Genomic DNA, 18221 nt, shown 5'->3' with positions numbered 1-18221 from the left:
TTTGCAGAAAGACGCTGACAGGTGCGCCCTTAGTGTAGCATGGCGTAAGGGTGTTTCTATTATGTGATTGTTTTTAAAGGTTTATTTTGTGCGTGCAAAGCTTTAAGAGGCCAGTGCTGACCCTTGATGCTGGTCAGATGAAGTCAGCGGGAGCGTCGAATGTCATGTTTTCACTGGAATAGGGGTGCTTAAAGCTCAGGGACTGCGCATGCAACAGCAGACGCTCGCTGGCGGCCAGCGCCTCAGAATGAGCGTAAAAGCGATCGCCCAGAATAGGATGCCCCAGCGACAGCATATGTACGCGCAGTTGGTGCGAGCGGCCGGTAACGGGGTACAGCTCCACCAGGGTGGCGTTTTCTTCCCGGGCCAGCACGCGGTAGCCGGTTACCGCCGGCTTGCCTTGCTCGAAACAAACCTTCTGCTTGGGACGGTTGGGCAAGTCGCAAGTCAAAGGCAGATCCACTTCTCCCTGGTCTTCCTTGATGACTCCCCACACTTTGGCGACGTAGGTTTTACTCACTTCGCGGGCCATGAATTGCCGTTTAAGCTCTTTTTCCGCTTTGCGCCTTAAAGCCAGCACCAATACTCCTGACGTTGACAGGTCCAGCCGGTGTACGACATGGGACAGGGGATGTTTCTCTTTTACCCGGCTCCAGATGCTGTCGTACAGATGCGCGCCGCGTCCCGGACTGGTGAGAATACCGCTGGGTTTGTTGACGACGATAATGTCCTTGTCTTCATACAGCGTCTCCAACCAGGGGTCGGTTGGGGGAGCGTAAACGAAATCTTCTTGCATGGGCGGAATGGTCGGAAAGGTGAAACAATTCATCCCAAGGATGGGAGTCCGGCCTTTATAAGGCGATTGACGGGATAAATCAATCAAGTATTGTTATCGGCGAAGCGGCGGCCATACACTGTTCCGTCGCTGGTCACTGGCAAGCTGGCGTGTGGTATAAGTCACGTTCCGATAAAAGAATAAAACCGGGGCCGCCATCCTCGCGAGGAGATGCAAAGTGGAGCGTAGCTATCTATCGACCTTAAGTTTGCTGATATTTCACCAGATTGACGCCGCTTACTGGAAAGAGTGGGAGATGTTTCAACTTCCCGGAGGGGTCCAAGGGTATCTTATCTTTAATATGCTGGCTTTGCCGGTCTTGCTGTATGGGTATCGGCAGACAGTATTGAAGAAACGTAATGCGGCGGTGTTTTCCTATATCTGTGCAGGTTTGGGGGTGCTGACTTTTCTGATTCACGCCGGTTTTTTCCTGGCGGAGTATGCACAGTTTAAACTGCCGCTCTCGATCGCTCTTATCTGCGCCTGTCTGGTCAGCGGCATGTGGCAGTTTTTCCAGACCCGACTCTTTAAGACGTCAGCGTCATAAGCACTCAACTGAACGCGACAGGCAATGAATCAAGACGAAATCCGCCAGCTGATTATTCAATCCGCCGACGCCAGAGGCTACACCAATCGCCTACTAATAAAAGAACTGCGGTCGCAGCTGACGCCATGCGATCCTTCCGAGTTATTTTAATGGTTTGTACAGCCTGTTTCTATCCGACGACAGCAATTACAAAAATCGGCAAGAACTGGCTGGCAGGCTGCTGTATAAGCTATACCCCCGGTTGCATTTAGATCTGCGACGGGTGATAAAAGACTGCTTGGCGACCTACTACATCTGTGTGCAAGAGCTACCGCTATACCTGGTCTTGCTCTGCGGCATAGAACGCGTTGTGATGGTCGTGAACGAATTGGCGGCGACTGAACTGACAGAAAGAGAAAGAATCAGCCTGGATGTTTTCAGATTCTGGCTGGGTATGGACTGATCACTCCGATACGCCTGAACCTAAGTCGTTTGCTTCATACGGCTTTCGTCGGCATGCCTTGGCAACCACAATGATATAGCCACTGTCGCCGCGATAAACCCGGCGGAGGTCCATAGGCAGGCGGCCAGTCCGGCGGTCTGGAACAGCCAGCCTGACAGGAGGGTTCCGCACAGCCGTCCCAGAGCGTTGGCCATGTAGTAAAAGCCGACGTCGAGGGAGACGCCGTCTTCTTTGGCGTAGCTGACGATCAAGTAGCTGTGCAGGGAGGAGTTGACGGCGAAGGCGGCGCCGAACGCCAGCAGGCCGGTGACGACAGTCGGGCCGGGCGGAAGCTGAAAATACAGGCCCGCAGCGATCACTGCAGGCGTTACCGCCAGCGCAGCAGCCCAGACGACTGCGCTGACGCCGTCTGGCGTTTTGCTTGCGGTCAGCCTGGGGGCGATGGATTGAATGACGCCATAGCCGATAATCCAGGCGGCGAGGAAGCCGCCGACTCCCCAAAAATCCCACCCCAGTTGCTCGCTGAGGAAAACAGGCAGGGCGACTACAAACCAGACGTCCCGAGAAGCGAACAGAAACAAGCGCGCAGCGGACAGAATATTCACGGCTCGGCTTTTAGAAAAAATATCCCGGAATTTGGGTTTGTTTTTCGCTTTGCCCATGTCCTGCTTCAGGCAATACAGACTGGCGATCCAGATTAACAGGATGGCCAGCGCCATACCGGCGACGGAGCCTTGAAACCCAAACAAGGCCAGCAGGGCCCCACCGAGGAAAAAGCCAACGCCTTTCAGCGCATTTTTGGACCCGGTCAGCAGCGCCACCCATTTATAGAGTTTACCCTCGGCGCCAGCGGGGACCAGCAGTTTGATCGCGCTCTTCGCGCTCATCTTGTTGAGGTCTTTGGCGACGCCGGACAGCGCCTGAGCGCTCATTACCCAGGGAATGCTTAGCCAGGAAGAAGGAACCGTCAGCATGGCCAGCGCTATGATCTGTAGCGCCAGCCCCAGATTCATGGTGCGGTTGAGACCGATACGGGCGCCGAGCCAGCCTCCGAAAAGGTTGGTGACGACGCCGAAGAACTCATAAAAGAGAAACAGCAGCGCGATCTCCAGCGGCGAATAACCGAGCTGATGAAAGTGCAGCACCACCAGCATCCGCAACGCGCCGTCAGTCAGAGTGAACGCCCAGTAATTGCCGGTGATCAACAGATACTGACGCACCTGTGGCGACAGGCTGGCGACGATAGACATAACGACTCCTGCTCTCTGCGCCTTGTTATACAGCGCCGACCATGCGCGCCAATTCCACGGTGCGATTGGCGTAAGCCCACTCATTGTCGTACCAGGCGTAGACTTTGACCTGCGTTTCGTTTACTACCATGGTGGACAGAGCGTCGATAATGCTGGAGCGGGGATCGGTACGGTAATCGATGGATACCAGCGGGCGTTCTTCGTACCCGAGGATGCCTTTCAACTCTCCTTCCGCCGCCGTCTTAAACAGCGCATTCACTTCCTCTACTGTGGTGGGCTTCTCTACTTCGAAAACACAATCGGTGAGGGACGCGTTAGCCAGGGGAACGCGAATGGCGTGCCCATTGAGGCGACCCGACAGCTCAGGAAAAATCTCTGTAATGGCGGTGGCGGAACCCGTGGTGGTGGGAATCAGGCTCATACCGCACGCCCTCGCGCGTCGCAGATCCTTGTGTGCGGCGTCGAGAATGGTCTGGGTGTTGGTGAGATCGTGAATGGTGGTGATGGAGCCGTGGCGCAAATGCAGGTTTTCATGAATGACTTTCACCACGGGGGCCAGACAATTGGTGGTGCAGGACGCGGCGGTGACGATACGATGCGCCTGCGGAATAAAACAGTGATCATTGACGCCCATTACCACGTTCAAGACGCCTTCTTCTTTTACCGGCGCGGTAACCACGACGCGTTTGACGCCCTGAGCGAAGTAAGCCTGTAATAACTCTTTCTTGCGCATCTTGCCGGAGGCCTCAATCACGACGTCGCACTCGGACCAGTCTGCGCCGGGGATGGATTTCTCCGCACTGAGAGCAATGTGCTTGCCGTTGATATCGAGACCGTCGTTGGCCGCCACGGCATCATGCCTCCAGCGGCCGTGGACAGAGTCAAAATTCAGTAGGTGAGCGTGGGTTTCCGCATTGCCGGCCGGGTCGTTGATGCGAACAAACTCTACCTCCGGCCAGTCCCAGGCGGCTCTGAGAGCCAGGCGACCGATGCGGCCAAAACCGTTGATGCCGATTTTTATTGTCATAGCCAACTCCTGTGTGTGTCGTTTATCCAGCGGTGGGCGATGCCTGCAGACTTTAGCAGCAGGAACGGGCGCTGTCGGGTTTAATCGTACTGGCGCAGCAGCTTTGTTCAACCGGTGAGGCTATCGCCTCCTGCTTGGCGGCGCTCTTTTCGCCATAGGTGGGAATGGCTTCCAGACTGTGAAAAGCCTCCCAGGCGACGCCATCTGGATCAATGGTCCAATGCTTGTTGGAACGGGCGTAACAGCAGGCCGCGCCTTCTTCTTCCGTCATGGGGCGGCCGGCGTCCTCCATTAAGTGTCGCACCAGATCAAGCTCATCTGCGCTCTCTACTTGAATGCCCAGATGGTCCAATCCCTGTTTGGCGGAGTGATCTGAGATGGCGAAGTTGACCCGGGGATCATCCAGTTTCCATTTTGCGTAGTCGTCTTTAAGGATAGTCGGCTCAACGGCGAACAGACGCGAATAAAAGCGGACGCTGGCTTGCAGGTCTTTGACGCTTAGGTGTACATGCAGTCGTTTCATATCGCTCTCCTTATATATGGTAAAGGGTATGTCTGGTTATTGGTCGCCTGTTGACGTTAGTCGCAGCAGGCGGAGTTGGCGCCGGGTCTTGCGCACATATCGGCGAGTCTGCTTTTGACCTCCTGCATCAACGCCTCATTGCCTGAGGCGGAATGTTCGAGTGTGGCTTTTATCCAGTAGGGGAGCGTCGGATTCAGGCGATAGTAAACCCATTGGCCGCGTTTACTGTCCAGGAGCAGTCCGGATTTTCGCAGTTGCGCCAGGTGTCGAGAAATCTTCGGCTGAATTTCCTGCAGGGCATGGGTCAGTTCACATACGCATAACTCACCTTCGCTCTGTATAAGAAGCATTAGACGTAGACGGGTTTCATCCGCCAGGCACTTAAAGAATGAGACGGGAGACATGATTATTTCCTGTATCGTATATGCGAAATATCATATATATGAAATTTCATATGTGTCAATGCTAAAGAACGAGAAAGATAAGTATGGAAAGTCGCAAAAGGAGGGGAAGGTGTGAGAAAGCGAGAGAAAAATAAAGCCACAGGGCGCTGCTAACGAGCGCCCGGAGGCAAGTTCAATCCTTACTGCGCAGCCGCCAGTTTCGGCTTGATCAAACTGTTGGTCAGCGCCGTGCCAGCGAACACCACAAGGCAGCCGCTCAACATGTAAATAGTGACCGGCTCGTCAAGGACGACATAACCCCAGAACATGGCGAATACTGGTATCAGATAGGTCACGGTGACCGTCTTGGTGGGGCCGATGCGGGATAGCAAACCATAAAAAATAATATACGCCAGAGCGGTGGAGAAAACGCCCATAACGATCACTGAAGTCCAGGCGGCCGCAGATATATCCCCTTGCGGCATATAACTCCAGGTGAACGGCGCCAGCGCCAGAGCGGCGGCGATCTGGCTGGCGGCGGCCAGCACCATGGGCTGTACGCCGGTCATGAAACGCTTGGTGTAATTGGCCGAGAAGCCGTAACTGAGGGTAGCGGTCAAGGCGGCCATAATCGCCAGGGTCGGGCCGGTCAGCGAGAACTCGCCTTTGCTGACGATCAGGATGGATACGCCAAGAAAGCCGATCAACAGCCCGACTGTTTGCCAGCGGTTAAGCCAGTCCCCCAGCCAGAGTGCGGCGATGATGGCGCTCCATAATGGCACGGCGGCGTTCAGAATAGAGGTGAACCCGGCGCTGACGTGCAAGGTGGCGAAGCCCAGGAGAACGAAGGGGAGGGCGGAATTACTCACGCCGAGAAAAATATAGTGGGGGACATGAGCCCAGCGCACCTGATGACGGTATTTGATCAGCATAATGGGCGTCAGGCAGAGCGCGGCGATGCTGATGCGCAACTGCACCATCGCTACCGGACCGAATTCCGGCGCCGCGATGCGCATGAACAGGAAGGAGGCGCCCCATAATCCTGCAAGGGCGAGCAGGTTGATCAAGTCTTTCTTTTCCATTGACGACACTCATGCAACTACGGCTAAAGCTGACAACATGCCTTCTTTTGTAAGCCAATGATATAGGTGGAAATATCTGCTTATTGGAGCGCTTTAGAGTGGCGCTTTTTCCAGCTCCAAAAGTGCTTGTTTTCTGTTCAGACCGCCAGCATAACCGGTCAGAGAGCCATTGACCCCAACGACCCGGTGGCAGGGAATGATGACGGAGATGGGATTACGTCCTACCGCAGCCCCGACCGCGCGCGTGGCGCGAGGGCGACCGAGAAAGTTGGCGACCTGTTGATAGGTGGATAGGCGCCCCGACTCGATATCGGACAGCGCACTCCATACCTCCTGTTGAAATGCAGTGCCTTGCGGCGCAAGCGGTAAGTCGAAACACTGTAGTTGACCTGCGAAATAGAGGGTAAGCTGCCGTGCGGTTTCTTTTAGCACTGGGCTGTCGGGGGTGCGTCGCCACTCCGGCGTTAGCTCAGGGTAATACTTTTGGCCATCGAAATAGCAGCCAGTGAGCGCCTCATTCTGGGCCGCCAGACGAATGTGGCCTAACGGCGAATCGATATCGATATAGTCAATCATGGGGTGTCTCCAAACTTCTCCATAAATGCATGACGGCGTAGCCTCGCCAGGGCCGCCACTCTTCCGCCCTTTGTACGGCCTGCTTGGCGTCTACGCCGTCAAGGGCTTTGCGTACGCCGACATCCGACGCGGGGAAGGCGTCAGGCCAGGACATGGCGCGCATGGCGATGTACTGGGCTGTCCAGTCGCCAATACCCGGAATGGCGTGCAGGCGCTGAATTTCCTGCTCCACATTCGCAGCGGGGCTCAATGTCAATTCGCCCCGCAGCATCGCCGCGGCGATTTCCTGAATGGCGCGCACCCGCGTTCGGATAATGCCGAGAGAGGCCAGTTCCTCTACGGGCAGGTCAACCAGTGTCGCGGCGCTGGGAAAGGCGCGGTGGATCTCGGGGAATGGGGCGTCTGTGGGGACGCCGAACTTCTCCACCAATCTGGCCAGTAACGTTCGCGCTGCTGCGACAGTGATCTGCTGTCCGAGAATGGCGCGTACAGCGATTTCAAATCCGTCCATGCCGCCAGGGAGCCTTAGGCCGGGCTCACTCTGCGCCAGCGGTCCCAGAACTTTATTGATCTCCTGAGGGACGCAGGAGACATCAAAGAAGGCGCGCAAACGATTGATGAGATAGCCGATGTGGCGACTCAGTGCGCTATCCAGGCGAATCCTGATGCGAGCGGCGTCTGCTTCATGGCTGGCTTCAAACCAGCCCGCGGCGGACTCTTCTCCCGCTTCTACCCTGATAATCCGCCGATAGCGGTCATTGATGACTGCGTCCACGCCAGCGATGGTTCTGGCGCTAAGAAAGCGGAGCAGGGCGTCCCAGGCATATGGCGGACGATAGGGCATCTCAAAGCTGATCATATCTGGTTGCGATTGGGGAGAACGTCGCCGTACCTTGGATGGAATAAGGCTGTAGTGCTTTTGAAACAGGGCATTAAAGCGGCGCGTGCTGTTGAATCCCGCCGCCATCGCCACTTCAGTCATCGACAGGTCGCTTTCCGTCAATAACTGCTTGGCCAGTAACAGGCGGTGTGTTTGCGAGTACTGAATGGGCGATACGCCGAATTCGCCCTGAAACAGGTCGCGCAAGTAGCGGTCGCTGACGCCGATCCGTGCAGCCAACTGGGCTAAAGAGCGGCCGCGCAGAAAACCTTGTTCAATCAGGTTGGCGGCGGCGCGGGCGAGTTGGCGTTTGCTGTCCACTGCCGCCAGTCCGGGGGCCAGTTCCGGCCGGCATTTCAGGCAGGGGCGAAAGCCGCCGTTTTCCGCCGCCGCTGCACTACGAAAAAACAGCGTATTTTCCTTTTTCGGTTTGCGTACCGCGCATACTGGGCGACAGTATACGCCAGTGCTGGTGACGCCGACGAAAAAGCAGCCGTCAAAGCGGTGGTCTCTGCTGATCAGAGCGTTGTAACAGGTGTCGTGGTCGAGGTTGGCGTTTGTCATCATAGAGGCTATGCTAGTCCTCAATACGAAGCCTGTCTCGCCATTTTCGGAACTGTTGTTTTTTCATTCCCGACAGACCGTTTTTCACTCCAGGCAGTTCGTTGTATTATCCGGAAAGCCGGTCCCTGCAATTGCGCTGAATAATAACCAGGAGCTTATATGGCCTACACGCCCGAGCTGATTGATGAAATCGAGATCCTCGCTAAATACAATCTCACCACGACCCAGGAAGGGTTGAAAGTGCACCAGACTGCAGGGCAGAAAATGGTGACGGCGGCGAAAAGGCTGCATGCGAAAGGGCTGATTACCCAGGCGGACGGCGGCTACCTTACCAGCCTCGGCCACGACGCGGCGGAACACGCCCAGGCCTTGCTGACGATATTAAAGCCGGTTTGAGCCTATTGAGGGGCTCAGCAGATGCTGAGTCCCGCTTCATTAGGGGAGTCCTTCTGCAGGCGCCCCATAAGCAATATATTCCTCGGCGTTATCTCGCGACTACAAAATTCCCGCATTGTCACTTCATAGCCCCGCTCTTGTAGAAACAGGGCGCGATCCAGCGCCAGCCAGATTTCCAGGGGGCGGCGAAACAGATGTCTCACTAGTTCAACTCTGCGCACTTCGCGATAACGGGAGCGGCCGGCTGCTGCGAACTGGGCGTAGTCGATATCTTTGGGCAGAGTGAGTTGTTTTTCCCGCGCGGCCCATGCGCAGAAGGCGGTAAAGTCGCCATTCAGCATTGTTTTGGGAAGCGACGGCGTGGGCAGGTATTCGTCTTTATTGCGTAACTGACGTTGTAATGCGTCGAATCCCAAACGCCATTGGCTTTCTTTCTCTCGCTGCGCGCGCTCTTTCGCTGAAGCGGTCACCGTTTCCTGCACCGCAAGGGATACGTCTTTCAAGGACAAGGATAGTCTGGCCTGACAGGCGGCTGCGGAGAGCGGCTGATACTGCTCGCCGAGACAGAGTTTGTGATAGCAGCACGGCGCGATGGCGACGCCGTCCGCCGCACTGTCCGCAGCGGCGCGTAACAGGTTGACGTGCAACTGCCCACAGGCGTGCAGTCCTAGACGCCATCCGCCGCGATACTCTTCCTTGCGGGAATCGAATGGCTGTAGCAAATCCCGTCGAATATAACAGATCGGCAATTGTTGTTTGTCCGCCAATGCCTGTCCGCTTTCACATAGTTGTGCGTCCAGTTCAAAGCAAAGAAGTTCGGCCTCATTGGCGCCTGCGACGGCTCGTGCGAGGTGGCCTTTGCCTGAACACCAGTCGTGGACGCGCCCGCTCAGTGGGGGAAGGGCGGCGGCGAAGGCTGTGACCTGACGCCATTTGCGTCCGGGCGCATGCAAGGCGTCAAAAGGTGAAAACGTCAGAGGTCGGTTTGGCGCTGCGACTAACTCACAGGCCCGCGCTACCGCTTGCAGCCAGGGCAGAAAAGGTTGGGCGATGGCGAGAAACTGGTCAGGCTCGGTGGAGCAGGATTCGACGACTGTATCGGGCAGGGCGCTGACAGTGCCATAGAGTTCTGGATGCCTATGACGCCAAACCGGAAGGAGGGCTTCAAAGGGGCGCGGCTTCCAGAAATAGTCATGCTCGGCGAGCAGGGCGTCGAGGGACTGGAAGCGTTGAAGTAGATCCAGATCGCCCCGCTCAGAAACGGCGTCAGGATGCAGCGGAACAACAGCTGACATGTTGGATGATAAATGACCAGTTGAAAGGTGCGCCGATTTTATATTGAATTCGGTTTTTGGCAAGTGAAATGTGAATGTCTGATAACGGCAAAGTCCTTGTTGGAAGGGCGGTTCGTCGTGACCTTGCGTACGCCTTTCGTTATATTGCACGGGTTTTGCTTGAGCCCAAAATCACACTCGCTTTTTCAGGTAGGAAAATATCCATGATGAGTACGACCGATCCGCTATGGAAACAAACACTGGCTGGCGCGCAGATGCTGTTTGTCGCATTCGGCGCCCTGGTGTTGATGCCCCTCATTACCGGTCTCGATCCCAATGTCGCCTTATTCACCGCCGGCGTGGGCACTTTGTTGTTCCACCTGATCACCGGCGGCCAAGTCCCCATTTTTTTGGCGTCTTCCTTTGCATTTATCGCTCCGATCATGGCGGCGAAATCTACTTTCGGTTTGCCCGCCACCATGGGAGGGCTGATTGCAGCGGGTCTGACATACATGGTGCTGAGCACCGTGGTGAAATTCAGAGGAACGGGGTTTCTTGACCGCTTGCTGCCGCCAGTAGTGGTGGGACCGGTGATCATGTCCATCGGTTTAGGGCTGGCGCCGGTGGCTGCGAACATGGCGATGGGTAAAAGCGGCAATGGCGATCTACAACTGGTTCCCTATGAAACGGCGTTGATGATTTCTCTGCCCGCGCTGGCGTTGACGTTGGTTGTGGCGGTCATGGGCAAGGGGCTGCTGCGCCTGCTGCCGATTTTATGCGGCGTGGCGTTTGGGTACGCGCTGTCGTTGATTTTTGGCGTGGTGGATATGACGCCAGTGGTCAATGCCGACTGGTTCGGATTGCCCGCTTTTGTGGCGCCGGAGTTCAGTTGGGGGGCGATCCTGTTCATGATCCCCGTAGCATTGGCGCCGGCAGTGGAGCATATCGGCGACATTCTGGCGATCAGCTCTGTCACTGGTAAAAACTATCTGAAAAAGCCGGGGTTGCATCGCACGTTACTCGGCGATGGCGTGGCCACCTCGGTCGCGGCGGCGTTTGGTGGGCCGCCCAACACGACCTACTCTGAGGTGACGGGCGCTGTCATGCTGACCAAAAACTATAACCCCAAAATCATGATCTGGGCGGCGTTTATTGCTGTTGCGCTGGCGTTTATCGGTAAATTCGGCGCGGCGCTGCAGACGATCCCCGTCCCTGTGATGGGCGGCATACTCTGTTTGCTGTTCGGCTCAATCGCTGCGGTGGGAATGAATTCACTGATTCGCCATCAGGTGGATCTAAGTGAGGCGCGAAATCTAGTGATAGTGGGCGTCACACTGGTGTTTGGGATTGGCGGCATGGTGATCGGCGATGGAGAGCTGGGCCTGAAAGGCATTTCACTTTGCGCTTTTGTCGCCATTCTCTTGAATGTGCTTCTACCCATGCCTGCTGGGCGCAAAGAACATATTGAGCGGGTTGAGGATATGATCTGAAACAGAGAGATGGCGGCATTGGCCGCCCTCTCTCCTCATCAATAGACTGTCAGTGGCTGTGAGAAATGGGAACATGATAGATATCGCCTCCCACTTCCAGCACATAATATTCTGGAGAGCCTCTATATCGCATAATCATCATGGACTCAGCTGACTCAATATAGTGAGCCTTCACTTTAAGAGGCAGCTTTGCGTTAGGGCGCATTTCATCGCCGTTTTCGTTCAGTACGACCATTCTGCCGTCATTGGTCATGGTAATTCTGAATGACGCGTACTTGTCCACTTTTTTACGGTCATGCCTTTCTCCGGTATCCGGGTGGTTGGGAAAGTTCGGATCACCCTCGCTGGGTTTCGTTCCGGGAGTATGGGCGCAGGCGCTAAGGGAAAGGGATGACCCCAAAGCGATGGTGGACAGCAGCTTCATTAATCTCATTATCGTCTCCTTGGTTTTTTGCATTTTTTATTTAAAAAGACAGCTGTATGCGGCTGTATAGAAATCTCTTCGGGTAATATCTCGGATAGTCCAACTCACTGTTCAGAGCTTCTTTGTTTTTATCGAAGAGATTATCAACGCCAAATTGCAGCTCGCCGAGTCGTCTCGGTATTTTGTAATCCAGGCGGACATTAAAGGTCCAAAAATTGACGTCGAAATCTCTTTGGTCAGAGGATGAGAAAGAGGCCTTTACTTTTTGATCCGTGTAAACGCTCTCTATTCTCGTGGAAAGGCGTTTGGAAGGGTAAAGGGTTACGCCTATTGGAAGGCTATGGGTCTGCACCCGATAAATGGACCCTGAGCCAAACTGACTGTCTTCCAAGTCCTGATCTTCATATTCATAGGCGATATCCAGGGTGGCGGAAGCGGAAAGGGCGCCAAAGGAATAAAGCTTGTAGGTTTCAAATTCATGATGGGGCCTTTCAGGCTCTTTCTGAAGTAGTTTGGGGCGAAGATCCACGGTTCGCCGCATAGCCTCCAATCCCGCTCCAAACTTGTTATCAAGTTTGTAATCCAGCGCTGCGGCGTAACTCTTAACGTCTGAGCCGTTTGGATCGTCATACAGTTGGTTGAAGCCTAAGATCTGCGCCGGTTCGATGGTGCGGTCTGCGGCAATATCACGCTTGAGGGACCTAAATGTCGCCAGCCGGAAAGTAAGCTGTTCCGTTGGTGTGAATTCAACGCCGAATTTGGGAGACCATTGTTTAATCTCGTCGGTGGCGCTATCGCTAACATCGATATCTGGTAACGGAAACGGAAGATCAAAGAAAGAGTTGCGTGTTAGTTCAAGCTGCAAGTTATCGTAGGCTGCGCCGACCAATAGAAATACCGACTCTGTTGGCTGGATTCCAAAGTAGGTATATATATTCCGGTGGGTTATGTCGTCGTCGTTATTGATATATCCATCAGAACTCTGGATGTTTGTTTTCGTTTCAATCGAAGCCTTGCCGGCGCCTATTTGAGCATAGAAGGCTGATGCGGTATGGATATACTGGACTTCGTAAGTGCGCGGCTTACGGTCTGAAAGGGTATCTGCGGCAGTCAGCGTCTGCTCTTCCTCAAACTTCTGGCGAATTGCGGAAAACAGTAAGCTGTTGCGACTGTCCAGGCGACTGGCTAAGCCAACTCGGTAGGTTTTCGTGTCGACGCTCCGGTCCTCGGGCTCTGCGTCTGCCTCAATGGATTTCAGCTTAAATAGATGGTCTTCCTTCTCAGCCTTCCGCGCTTCCAGCTGAATGCTGATGGAAGGGTGAATCTGCCATTGTAAAAGCCCGTTGTAGATATTCTGTTCCTGATCCAGCCCGTTGCGGAAACCATCGCTTTCGTAGTGATATTGGCCGAAGCTGGCGCTCAATGGGCCGTGTAAACCGGAGATGACTATGTCTTCTCCCCAGGTGTCGTCACTGCCGATAAAGCCGTTGGTCAGGGCGTAAACGCCATCTCGTAGAAACAAGGGGTGATATTCATTGACGCCGCTGCGTGAGGGGCCAAGGCCTTCCACGACAGGCAGACCCGTCTCATACAGCTGGGGTTGCAAAGGATAAGCGGTGATGGGTTGCCAGAGTTGCGCCTGCATCAACTCGGAAACGCGGGCGGCCTGATGATTCGGCTGCGTCAGGTAGCGGTCCGCCAGCAAACGGTGGCCGTCGGCGCTGGTCGGGTCTTGCTTGAGCGCTTCCCAGCCTTCCAGTAATACGGCTTGGTCGAAGCCCGCCTGTCCATATGCGCGAGCAAGCGCTGCGCTACGGGTGGCGGAGTCGCTCTGTAGAAGCCCGTCTGAACGGTAGACGGCGCGATTGCGGTTCAATTGTTTGGAGCGTTCCAGCTGTTCAATCGCCCCCACAGGATCGTTGCTGAAGAGCTTGTTGACGCCATCGTAAAAGTACGGCGTTGGGTCATTCGGGTCGCGCTCTTTCGCCAGCAACCACTGCTCACTGGCGTCATCGCTGCGCTTTTCCTCGAAATAGGCGCGACCCAGATAGCTGCGCAACACGGCGTTGTTGGGAGACAGGCTAATGGCGACTTCAAGGTCGTTGCGTCCAGCTTCCAGGTCGCCGCGTCGCAGTTTGGCGAGGCCCAGGCCCAACCACGCATCAGGGATGTTCGGGTCACTTTTGATCGCGATTTGGAAGTGAGTGTCTGCGGCCGCCAGTTTATGCTCGAACAAGGCGATAAACCCGGCGGCGATCTGCGCCTGAGGATGAGTGGGCGCTATTTCCGTGGCGCGATCGGCTGCATAAATGGCTTCGCGGTACGCGCCGGAGGTGAGTTGCAGTTCAGCCAGGCGGGTCCATGCGATAACGCTGTGCGGCGCCGTCACTGTCGCCCTTTCAGCGGCGGCAATGGCTTCCGGCAGATTTAAGTTGGCTTGCCAGGCGTATGAAAGGGCAAGCTGAGCGGACAGGCTGTCGGCACGCTGGGTCACGGCCTCCTGCGCCCGTTGCAGCGCCTGCTGAGGATGGCTGTTGACTACTGCGAGTAAGGCCTGCATGGCGAGGGCGATGTGTCCGACAGGGCTGTCGTCACCCATGGATTCTAATATAACTTCAGCTTCAGGCTGCTGACCGGAAGTCAATAGCAAAGCAGCGCGTCCAAGTTTGACGGACGGGTCGTCGCCGGGAAATTTGCGTAGCCTTTGTAGCGCCGCATCCAGTCGGTTGCGATCCGTCAACGCCTGGGCGTCGGTCAATGCAGAAGCTGCTGTTGCGTCGCCAAGGGCGCTGAGTTCTGTGAGTATTGCTGCGGGAGGATAATAAATCGCCCAGGCCACTGTGTCTTGCGTATTGACCTTCAGGCTGCGCAACCCCGCTCCAGCGTCGTGACGCGCCTGTTCGCCCTGGACCAGCCTTAAGCGCTCCGTGTCTGTGAAGGCGAGCACTTTGCCTTCGATAACTGTGACGGAGCCGTTTTCCATGGCTTCTACTACGAACTCGGTGCCTTCAACCATGGCGTTAACGTAGGGAGTGTCGACTTCAAAACGGTTGACGATACGACTGAGAAAGTGGGCGACGCCTTGCTTGAGCTGCACCCAGAAGCTTTCTTTTGCGTCGCTTTTGGGAAAGCGCATCACGGCGTTCTGGCTCAGGCGCATATACGTGTGGTTGCGCAGATAAATGGAGGCGCGGCTGTCTTGGCCGGTGCGTAACGAGTCGCCGGGGCAGAGGTATTGTTCCGGCGCTAATGGCGCCCAGGATTGTTGGGGAAGTGATTTTTCCAATGTCCCCTGTACGGCGATGACTTTGCCCATCCAGTCCGCACAGGGAGGGGCGGCGGCGATTGCGCTGGACAGAGTCAGGCTGAGAGACAGCAGTGCTCCGCTTGAAGCGCGACGCAGCAGTTGGCCACGCAGTAATAAGCCCACGGCGAACTCCTTAACGGGTTCCGCATTTATTATTGATGTTCAGGCTGACAACTACGTGAGGACAACGCGCCGGATTTAATAAACAGCTTTCGGCTAGCTCATATCCGCCCAGATATATGACTATGTTTTATACGTCGATATGGCTCCATCGTTTGGAAGTTATCCCTAAGGATTAAATCCGGATTCCGAGGAGTCTATCTGTCTTATGGCTTATTCAACACTTCGGAAAGTGTTGCATAGTCATGTAGATATATTGAGAGGATTGTAGCAATAAATCCAGGCATTAGTGCCGGTAATTCAGTGGAAAAATTCCAACAAACTCATATAAATGGACTAGGCCTTGCTGAGTTGGCAAACAAACTCCGGCAGGCCTTTATATGTTGACTGTGAAGATATTGCGTCACATTGGCGCAGATAAAATTTGCATACGGAGTCAGCGCTATTTTCGTGCAAGCGCGAGAAAATGGTCCGGGCCTGCGTTATGTCCCCCTGGTCCAGGCAGCGCAGCGCTTGTCGAAACGCGACTTCATTTTCATGGCTCCAACTGTCCTGTATCAGGCTGAACAGGGCGATTGGCTGTTGTTTGCCCTGCAGTAGAAATCGTCCCAGGGTGCGCAGTGAACTGGATTGGACGTCAGCGCAGGCTTCGCTGATCAATGTGTCTGTTCCCAATAATTTATTGGCGTTTTCGATGCGCGACGTCGTGTTGACGATATCGCCCATCGCCCGGTATTCAAAGTGATCGGAAGCGCCGAAATGGCCCAGCACCACCTCGCCGGCGTGCAGACCAATGCGGGTGGGGAGCGGCGTATCCGGATACTGTTGATTAAACAGATCTATGGATGCGCGCAGAGCTTTAAGTGCGGGCTCGATCATCGTCCAGGTCTTATCGGTGGGGATATGCGGCCAAAGCGCGATCACGCCATCTCCTGCTACGTCAGAGATGATGCCGCCATGCTGGCGAATCGGCGTGAGCACCGCCTGATAGTAACTGTCCATAATCTGGCTTAGCCGTTCCGGCGATACGCTTTCGGAAAGCGCTGTATATCCCGCTGCGTCAGTAGCGAGACACACGCCGAATAATTTTTGCTGTTGCGGCAGTCCCGGCTGGCTGGCCAGACGCTTGATCTCATTTGCAGGAATATAACGACCGAAAGCAAGCTCCAGGCGACGCTTCTGCAAGTCGATGGTCTGTACGCGCCGCCACACCCCATGTAAGGCCGCAGCAGGGGTGAGCCCCAGAATCGGCGTCATCCAGGGAAGCCAGTAATAGCTGTAAACGAACAGGGCGAGCGTCATCGCCATATAGCCTGCCGCGAGCAGTCCCAGCAGCAATAGTCCGCGTCCGGGCGAGGCGACGTTGCTCAGGATGAACGCCAGCGCCGCGTATAACAATGTGATGACGAACCATGCCCCGAGATGGTAACGGATGGAGCTGTCCTCAAGGAGATTGGCGTAAGCCGTGGCCGCCAGTTCTACGCCACTGATGTCCAGGCCAGTTTCCGGGGTGAAGGGGGTATAAAAGCCATCGCGCTGGTCGGGCTGATATTCCGCTGCATAGCCGACGAAGACGGTAGCGTCGCGTAATAAGTCGGCGTATTCGTTGGGGCGAGTGAGGAAGTCCTCCATAAAAACAGTGGGTATGGAGCGGGCCGGGCCGTAAAAATTATACAGTTGCGTCGGGCGCAGTCCTTGTAAACGGGCGATGGCGTTGTCACGGTCGGGAGCGCGCTGCAACAGCGCCGCAACAGGCATCGCCCAGCGCGGTGGATTGGCCTGCAGCTGCAGCCAAAAACGGCTGATTTTGGAGGAAACCTTGGGCAGTGCAAAGGGCGCAGTTGTCAGGGCGGCGTGCGCGAATGAAGGTAATGGTTCGCTGATGCTATCCGCCACAATACGATGGCCATCCAGGCTGGTGATGCGGCGCATGCTGAGGGCGAACAGCATTACTTTTCCGCTGCGCGCTATGGCGTCGGCGAAGCGCGCGTCCGCGGTGGAGTCTCTGGCTTCTCTGAAATAGATATCAAAGACGATCAGGTCGGCGTGTTGCGTCTCCAGTTTATCTATCAGTTCGGCATATACCGAACGCGGCCACTCCGTAAGACGCGCCGGCGCCTGCAAATACGTCGCCGTATTTTCCGTAATGGCGATCACTGCTACGTTGGGCGGGGGCGAACGCTCGCCGCGCAGGTGAAACAACGTGTCCAGTCCAAAGCCTTCCTCGACGCTCTGGCCGGTTGGCGTCATCAGCCACAGGGCCATAAACAGGCTCAGCAGCATGGGCGGCAGCCACAGTTTTAAGCCCTGTTGGCGGTGGGCGCGGTGCAGTCGTTGTTCGGACATCTGATTAATTTTTACGGAAAAATCACTCACTAGCGCGTAACATATAAAACATAGCCGGGGACGGCGTAATAAGAAAAAATGATGTCGGAGCTAATACAGTATGAGTCTTTTATCGCAGATTCCACTTTTCTCCGGGTTCGACGCTGAGCAACTCCAGCAATTGGAAAAGCATGCTGTTTTTCGATGTTTCCAGAAAAACAGCATTGTCATCACGGAAGGCGACCACAGCGACTCCCTTTATATCATCGTCTCGGGACGCGTTAGAGTGTTCTGCAGTGATGAGAATGGCAAGGAGGTCATTTTGAATGACCTTAAAGCTGGCGAGTACTTTGGAGAACTTGCCTTATTCGATGACAAGGAGCGCTCGGCGTCGGTGATGGCCACCGAGCCATGCCGCTTTTTGATGCTCAACAAGTCCAGCCTGCTGGAAGCGTTCAGGCAGACGCCCGATCTTGCTTACAACCTGATTATCCACCTTACCCAGCGCGTGCGCGCCTTGACCAACAATGTGAAAAACCTGGCTTTAATGGATGTCTACGGCAGAGTGGCCAGCACCTTATTGCAGTTGTCGGAGCGCAAAGGCGATCGCCTGATTACGGAGATACCCCTGACGCAACAGGAGATCGCCAACCGGGTCGGCGCCAGCCGGGAAATGGTCTCACGCATAATGAAAGACTTGGAAATAGGCGGATACATCAAGGTGGAAAAAAAGAAAATTGTTATTAATGACGCGCTGCCGGCCCACTATTGAGCCG

At 55.2% G+C, this 18221-nt stretch carries 18 protein-coding genes; 6 read left to right on the top strand and 12 right to left on the bottom strand.

Features of this window, described 5'->3' with window-relative positions:
* Nucleotides 1-133: 133 nt before the first annotated feature.
* Nucleotides 134-796, bottom strand: a complete 663-nt coding sequence (rluA, locus tag AC2IBB_RS23815) for a bifunctional tRNA pseudouridine(32) synthase/23S rRNA pseudouridine(746) synthase RluA (protein ID WP_486329203.1) — start codon at nt 794-796, stop codon at nt 134-136.
* A gap of 217 nt (nt 797-1013) precedes the next feature.
* Between rluA and AC2IBB_RS23810 the strand changes: the two genes are divergently transcribed.
* The 3 genes from AC2IBB_RS23810 to AC2IBB_RS23800 are packed head-to-tail and all read left to right on the top strand — an operon-like array spanning nt 1014 to nt 1824.
* A complete protein-coding gene (locus tag AC2IBB_RS23810) occupies nt 1014-1382 on the top strand; it encodes a DUF6713 family protein (protein WP_486329202.1) in 369 nt (122 codons plus the stop codon).
* Between the two features lie 24 nt (nt 1383-1406).
* A complete protein-coding gene (locus tag AC2IBB_RS23805) occupies nt 1407-1532 on the top strand; it encodes a hypothetical protein (RefSeq protein WP_486329201.1) in 126 nt (41 codons plus the stop codon).
* A gap of 4 nt (nt 1533-1536) precedes the next feature.
* Nucleotides 1537-1824, top strand: a complete 288-nt coding sequence (locus AC2IBB_RS23800; protein WP_486329200.1) for a hypothetical protein — start codon at nt 1537-1539, stop codon at nt 1822-1824.
* 20 nt (nt 1825-1844) lie between these two features.
* Here AC2IBB_RS23800 and arsJ read toward each other — a convergent pair whose 3' ends face one another.
* The 7 genes from arsJ to AC2IBB_RS23765 form a co-directional block, all read right to left on the bottom strand.
* Nucleotides 1845-3074 (bottom strand): organoarsenical effux MFS transporter ArsJ, encoded by a 1230-nt coding sequence (gene arsJ, locus AC2IBB_RS23795; protein ID WP_486329199.1) that lies wholly within the window; start codon nt 3072-3074, stop codon nt 1845-1847.
* 25 nt (nt 3075-3099) lie between these two features.
* Nucleotides 3100-4101 (bottom strand): ArsJ-associated glyceraldehyde-3-phosphate dehydrogenase, encoded by a 1002-nt coding sequence (locus tag AC2IBB_RS23790; RefSeq protein ID WP_486329198.1) that lies wholly within the window; start codon nt 4099-4101, stop codon nt 3100-3102.
* A 52-nt stretch (nt 4102-4153) separates the two neighbouring features.
* Nucleotides 4154-4624, bottom strand: coding sequence for an ArsI/CadI family heavy metal resistance metalloenzyme (locus tag AC2IBB_RS23785; RefSeq protein WP_486329197.1), 471 nt, complete (start codon nt 4622-4624; stop codon nt 4154-4156).
* Nucleotides 4625-4680: 56 nt separating this feature from the next.
* The gene (locus AC2IBB_RS23780) at nt 4681-5028 is read right to left on the bottom strand and encodes a metalloregulator ArsR/SmtB family transcription factor (RefSeq protein ID WP_486329196.1); all 348 of its coding nucleotides are present in this window, start codon (nt 5026-5028) and stop codon (nt 4681-4683) included.
* Between the two features lie 179 nt (nt 5029-5207).
* Nucleotides 5208-6089, bottom strand: a complete 882-nt coding sequence (locus tag AC2IBB_RS23775) for a DMT family transporter (protein WP_486329195.1) — start codon at nt 6087-6089, stop codon at nt 5208-5210.
* A 93-nt stretch (nt 6090-6182) separates the two neighbouring features.
* A complete protein-coding gene (locus AC2IBB_RS23770; protein ID WP_486329194.1) occupies nt 6183-6665 on the bottom strand; it encodes a methylated-DNA--[protein]-cysteine S-methyltransferase in 483 nt (160 codons plus the stop codon).
* On the bottom strand, nt 6658-8112 hold the full coding sequence (locus AC2IBB_RS23765; RefSeq protein WP_486329193.1) for an AlkA N-terminal domain-containing protein: 1455 nt from the start codon (nt 8110-8112) through the stop codon (nt 6658-6660). Before AC2IBB_RS23765 ends, AC2IBB_RS23770 begins: the two co-directional genes overlap by 8 nt.
* 156 nt (nt 8113-8268) lie before the next feature.
* Between AC2IBB_RS23765 and AC2IBB_RS23760 the strand changes: the two genes are divergently transcribed.
* The gene (locus tag AC2IBB_RS23760) at nt 8269-8505 is read left to right on the top strand and encodes a TIGR02647 family protein (RefSeq protein ID WP_011398411.1); all 237 of its coding nucleotides are present in this window, start codon (nt 8269-8271) and stop codon (nt 8503-8505) included.
* A gap of 14 nt (nt 8506-8519) precedes the next feature.
* On the opposite strand, the gene AC2IBB_RS23755 is transcribed toward AC2IBB_RS23760, so the two are convergent.
* Nucleotides 8520-9800: a methyltransferase gene (locus AC2IBB_RS23755; RefSeq protein WP_486329192.1), complete on the bottom strand. Its 1281-nt coding sequence runs from the start codon at nt 9798-9800 to the stop codon at nt 8520-8522.
* Nucleotides 9801-10003: 203 nt separating this feature from the next.
* On the opposite strand from AC2IBB_RS23755, the gene AC2IBB_RS23750 reads away from it, so the two are divergent.
* Nucleotides 10004-11269, top strand: a complete 1266-nt coding sequence (locus AC2IBB_RS23750) for a uracil-xanthine permease family protein (protein ID WP_486329191.1) — start codon at nt 10004-10006, stop codon at nt 11267-11269.
* A 49-nt stretch (nt 11270-11318) separates the two neighbouring features.
* On the opposite strand, the gene AC2IBB_RS23745 is transcribed toward AC2IBB_RS23750, so the two are convergent.
* The 3 genes from AC2IBB_RS23745 to AC2IBB_RS23735 form a co-directional block, all read right to left on the bottom strand.
* Entirely contained in the window at nt 11319-11702 is a 384-nt protein-coding gene (locus AC2IBB_RS23745; protein ID WP_486329190.1) for a hypothetical protein, read from the bottom strand.
* Between the two features lie 31 nt (nt 11703-11733).
* Entirely contained in the window at nt 11734-15123 is a 3390-nt protein-coding gene (locus AC2IBB_RS23740; protein WP_486329189.1) for a FecR domain-containing protein, read from the bottom strand.
* Between the two features lie 333 nt (nt 15124-15456).
* Nucleotides 15457-17466, bottom strand: coding sequence for a CHASE2 domain-containing protein (locus tag AC2IBB_RS23735; RefSeq protein ID WP_486329188.1), 2010 nt, complete (start codon nt 17464-17466; stop codon nt 15457-15459).
* 100 nt (nt 17467-17566) lie between these two features.
* Here AC2IBB_RS23735 and AC2IBB_RS23730 point away from each other — a divergent pair, with 100 nt between their 5' ends.
* Nucleotides 17567-18217 (top strand): Crp/Fnr family transcriptional regulator, encoded by a 651-nt coding sequence (locus tag AC2IBB_RS23730; protein ID WP_486329187.1) that lies wholly within the window; start codon nt 17567-17569, stop codon nt 18215-18217.
* Nucleotides 18218-18221: the final 4 nt, after the last annotated feature.

This window comes from Hahella sp. NS-SX17 (assembly GCF_057367735.1).
This window is presented reverse-complemented; position numbering and strand designations above follow the sequence as displayed.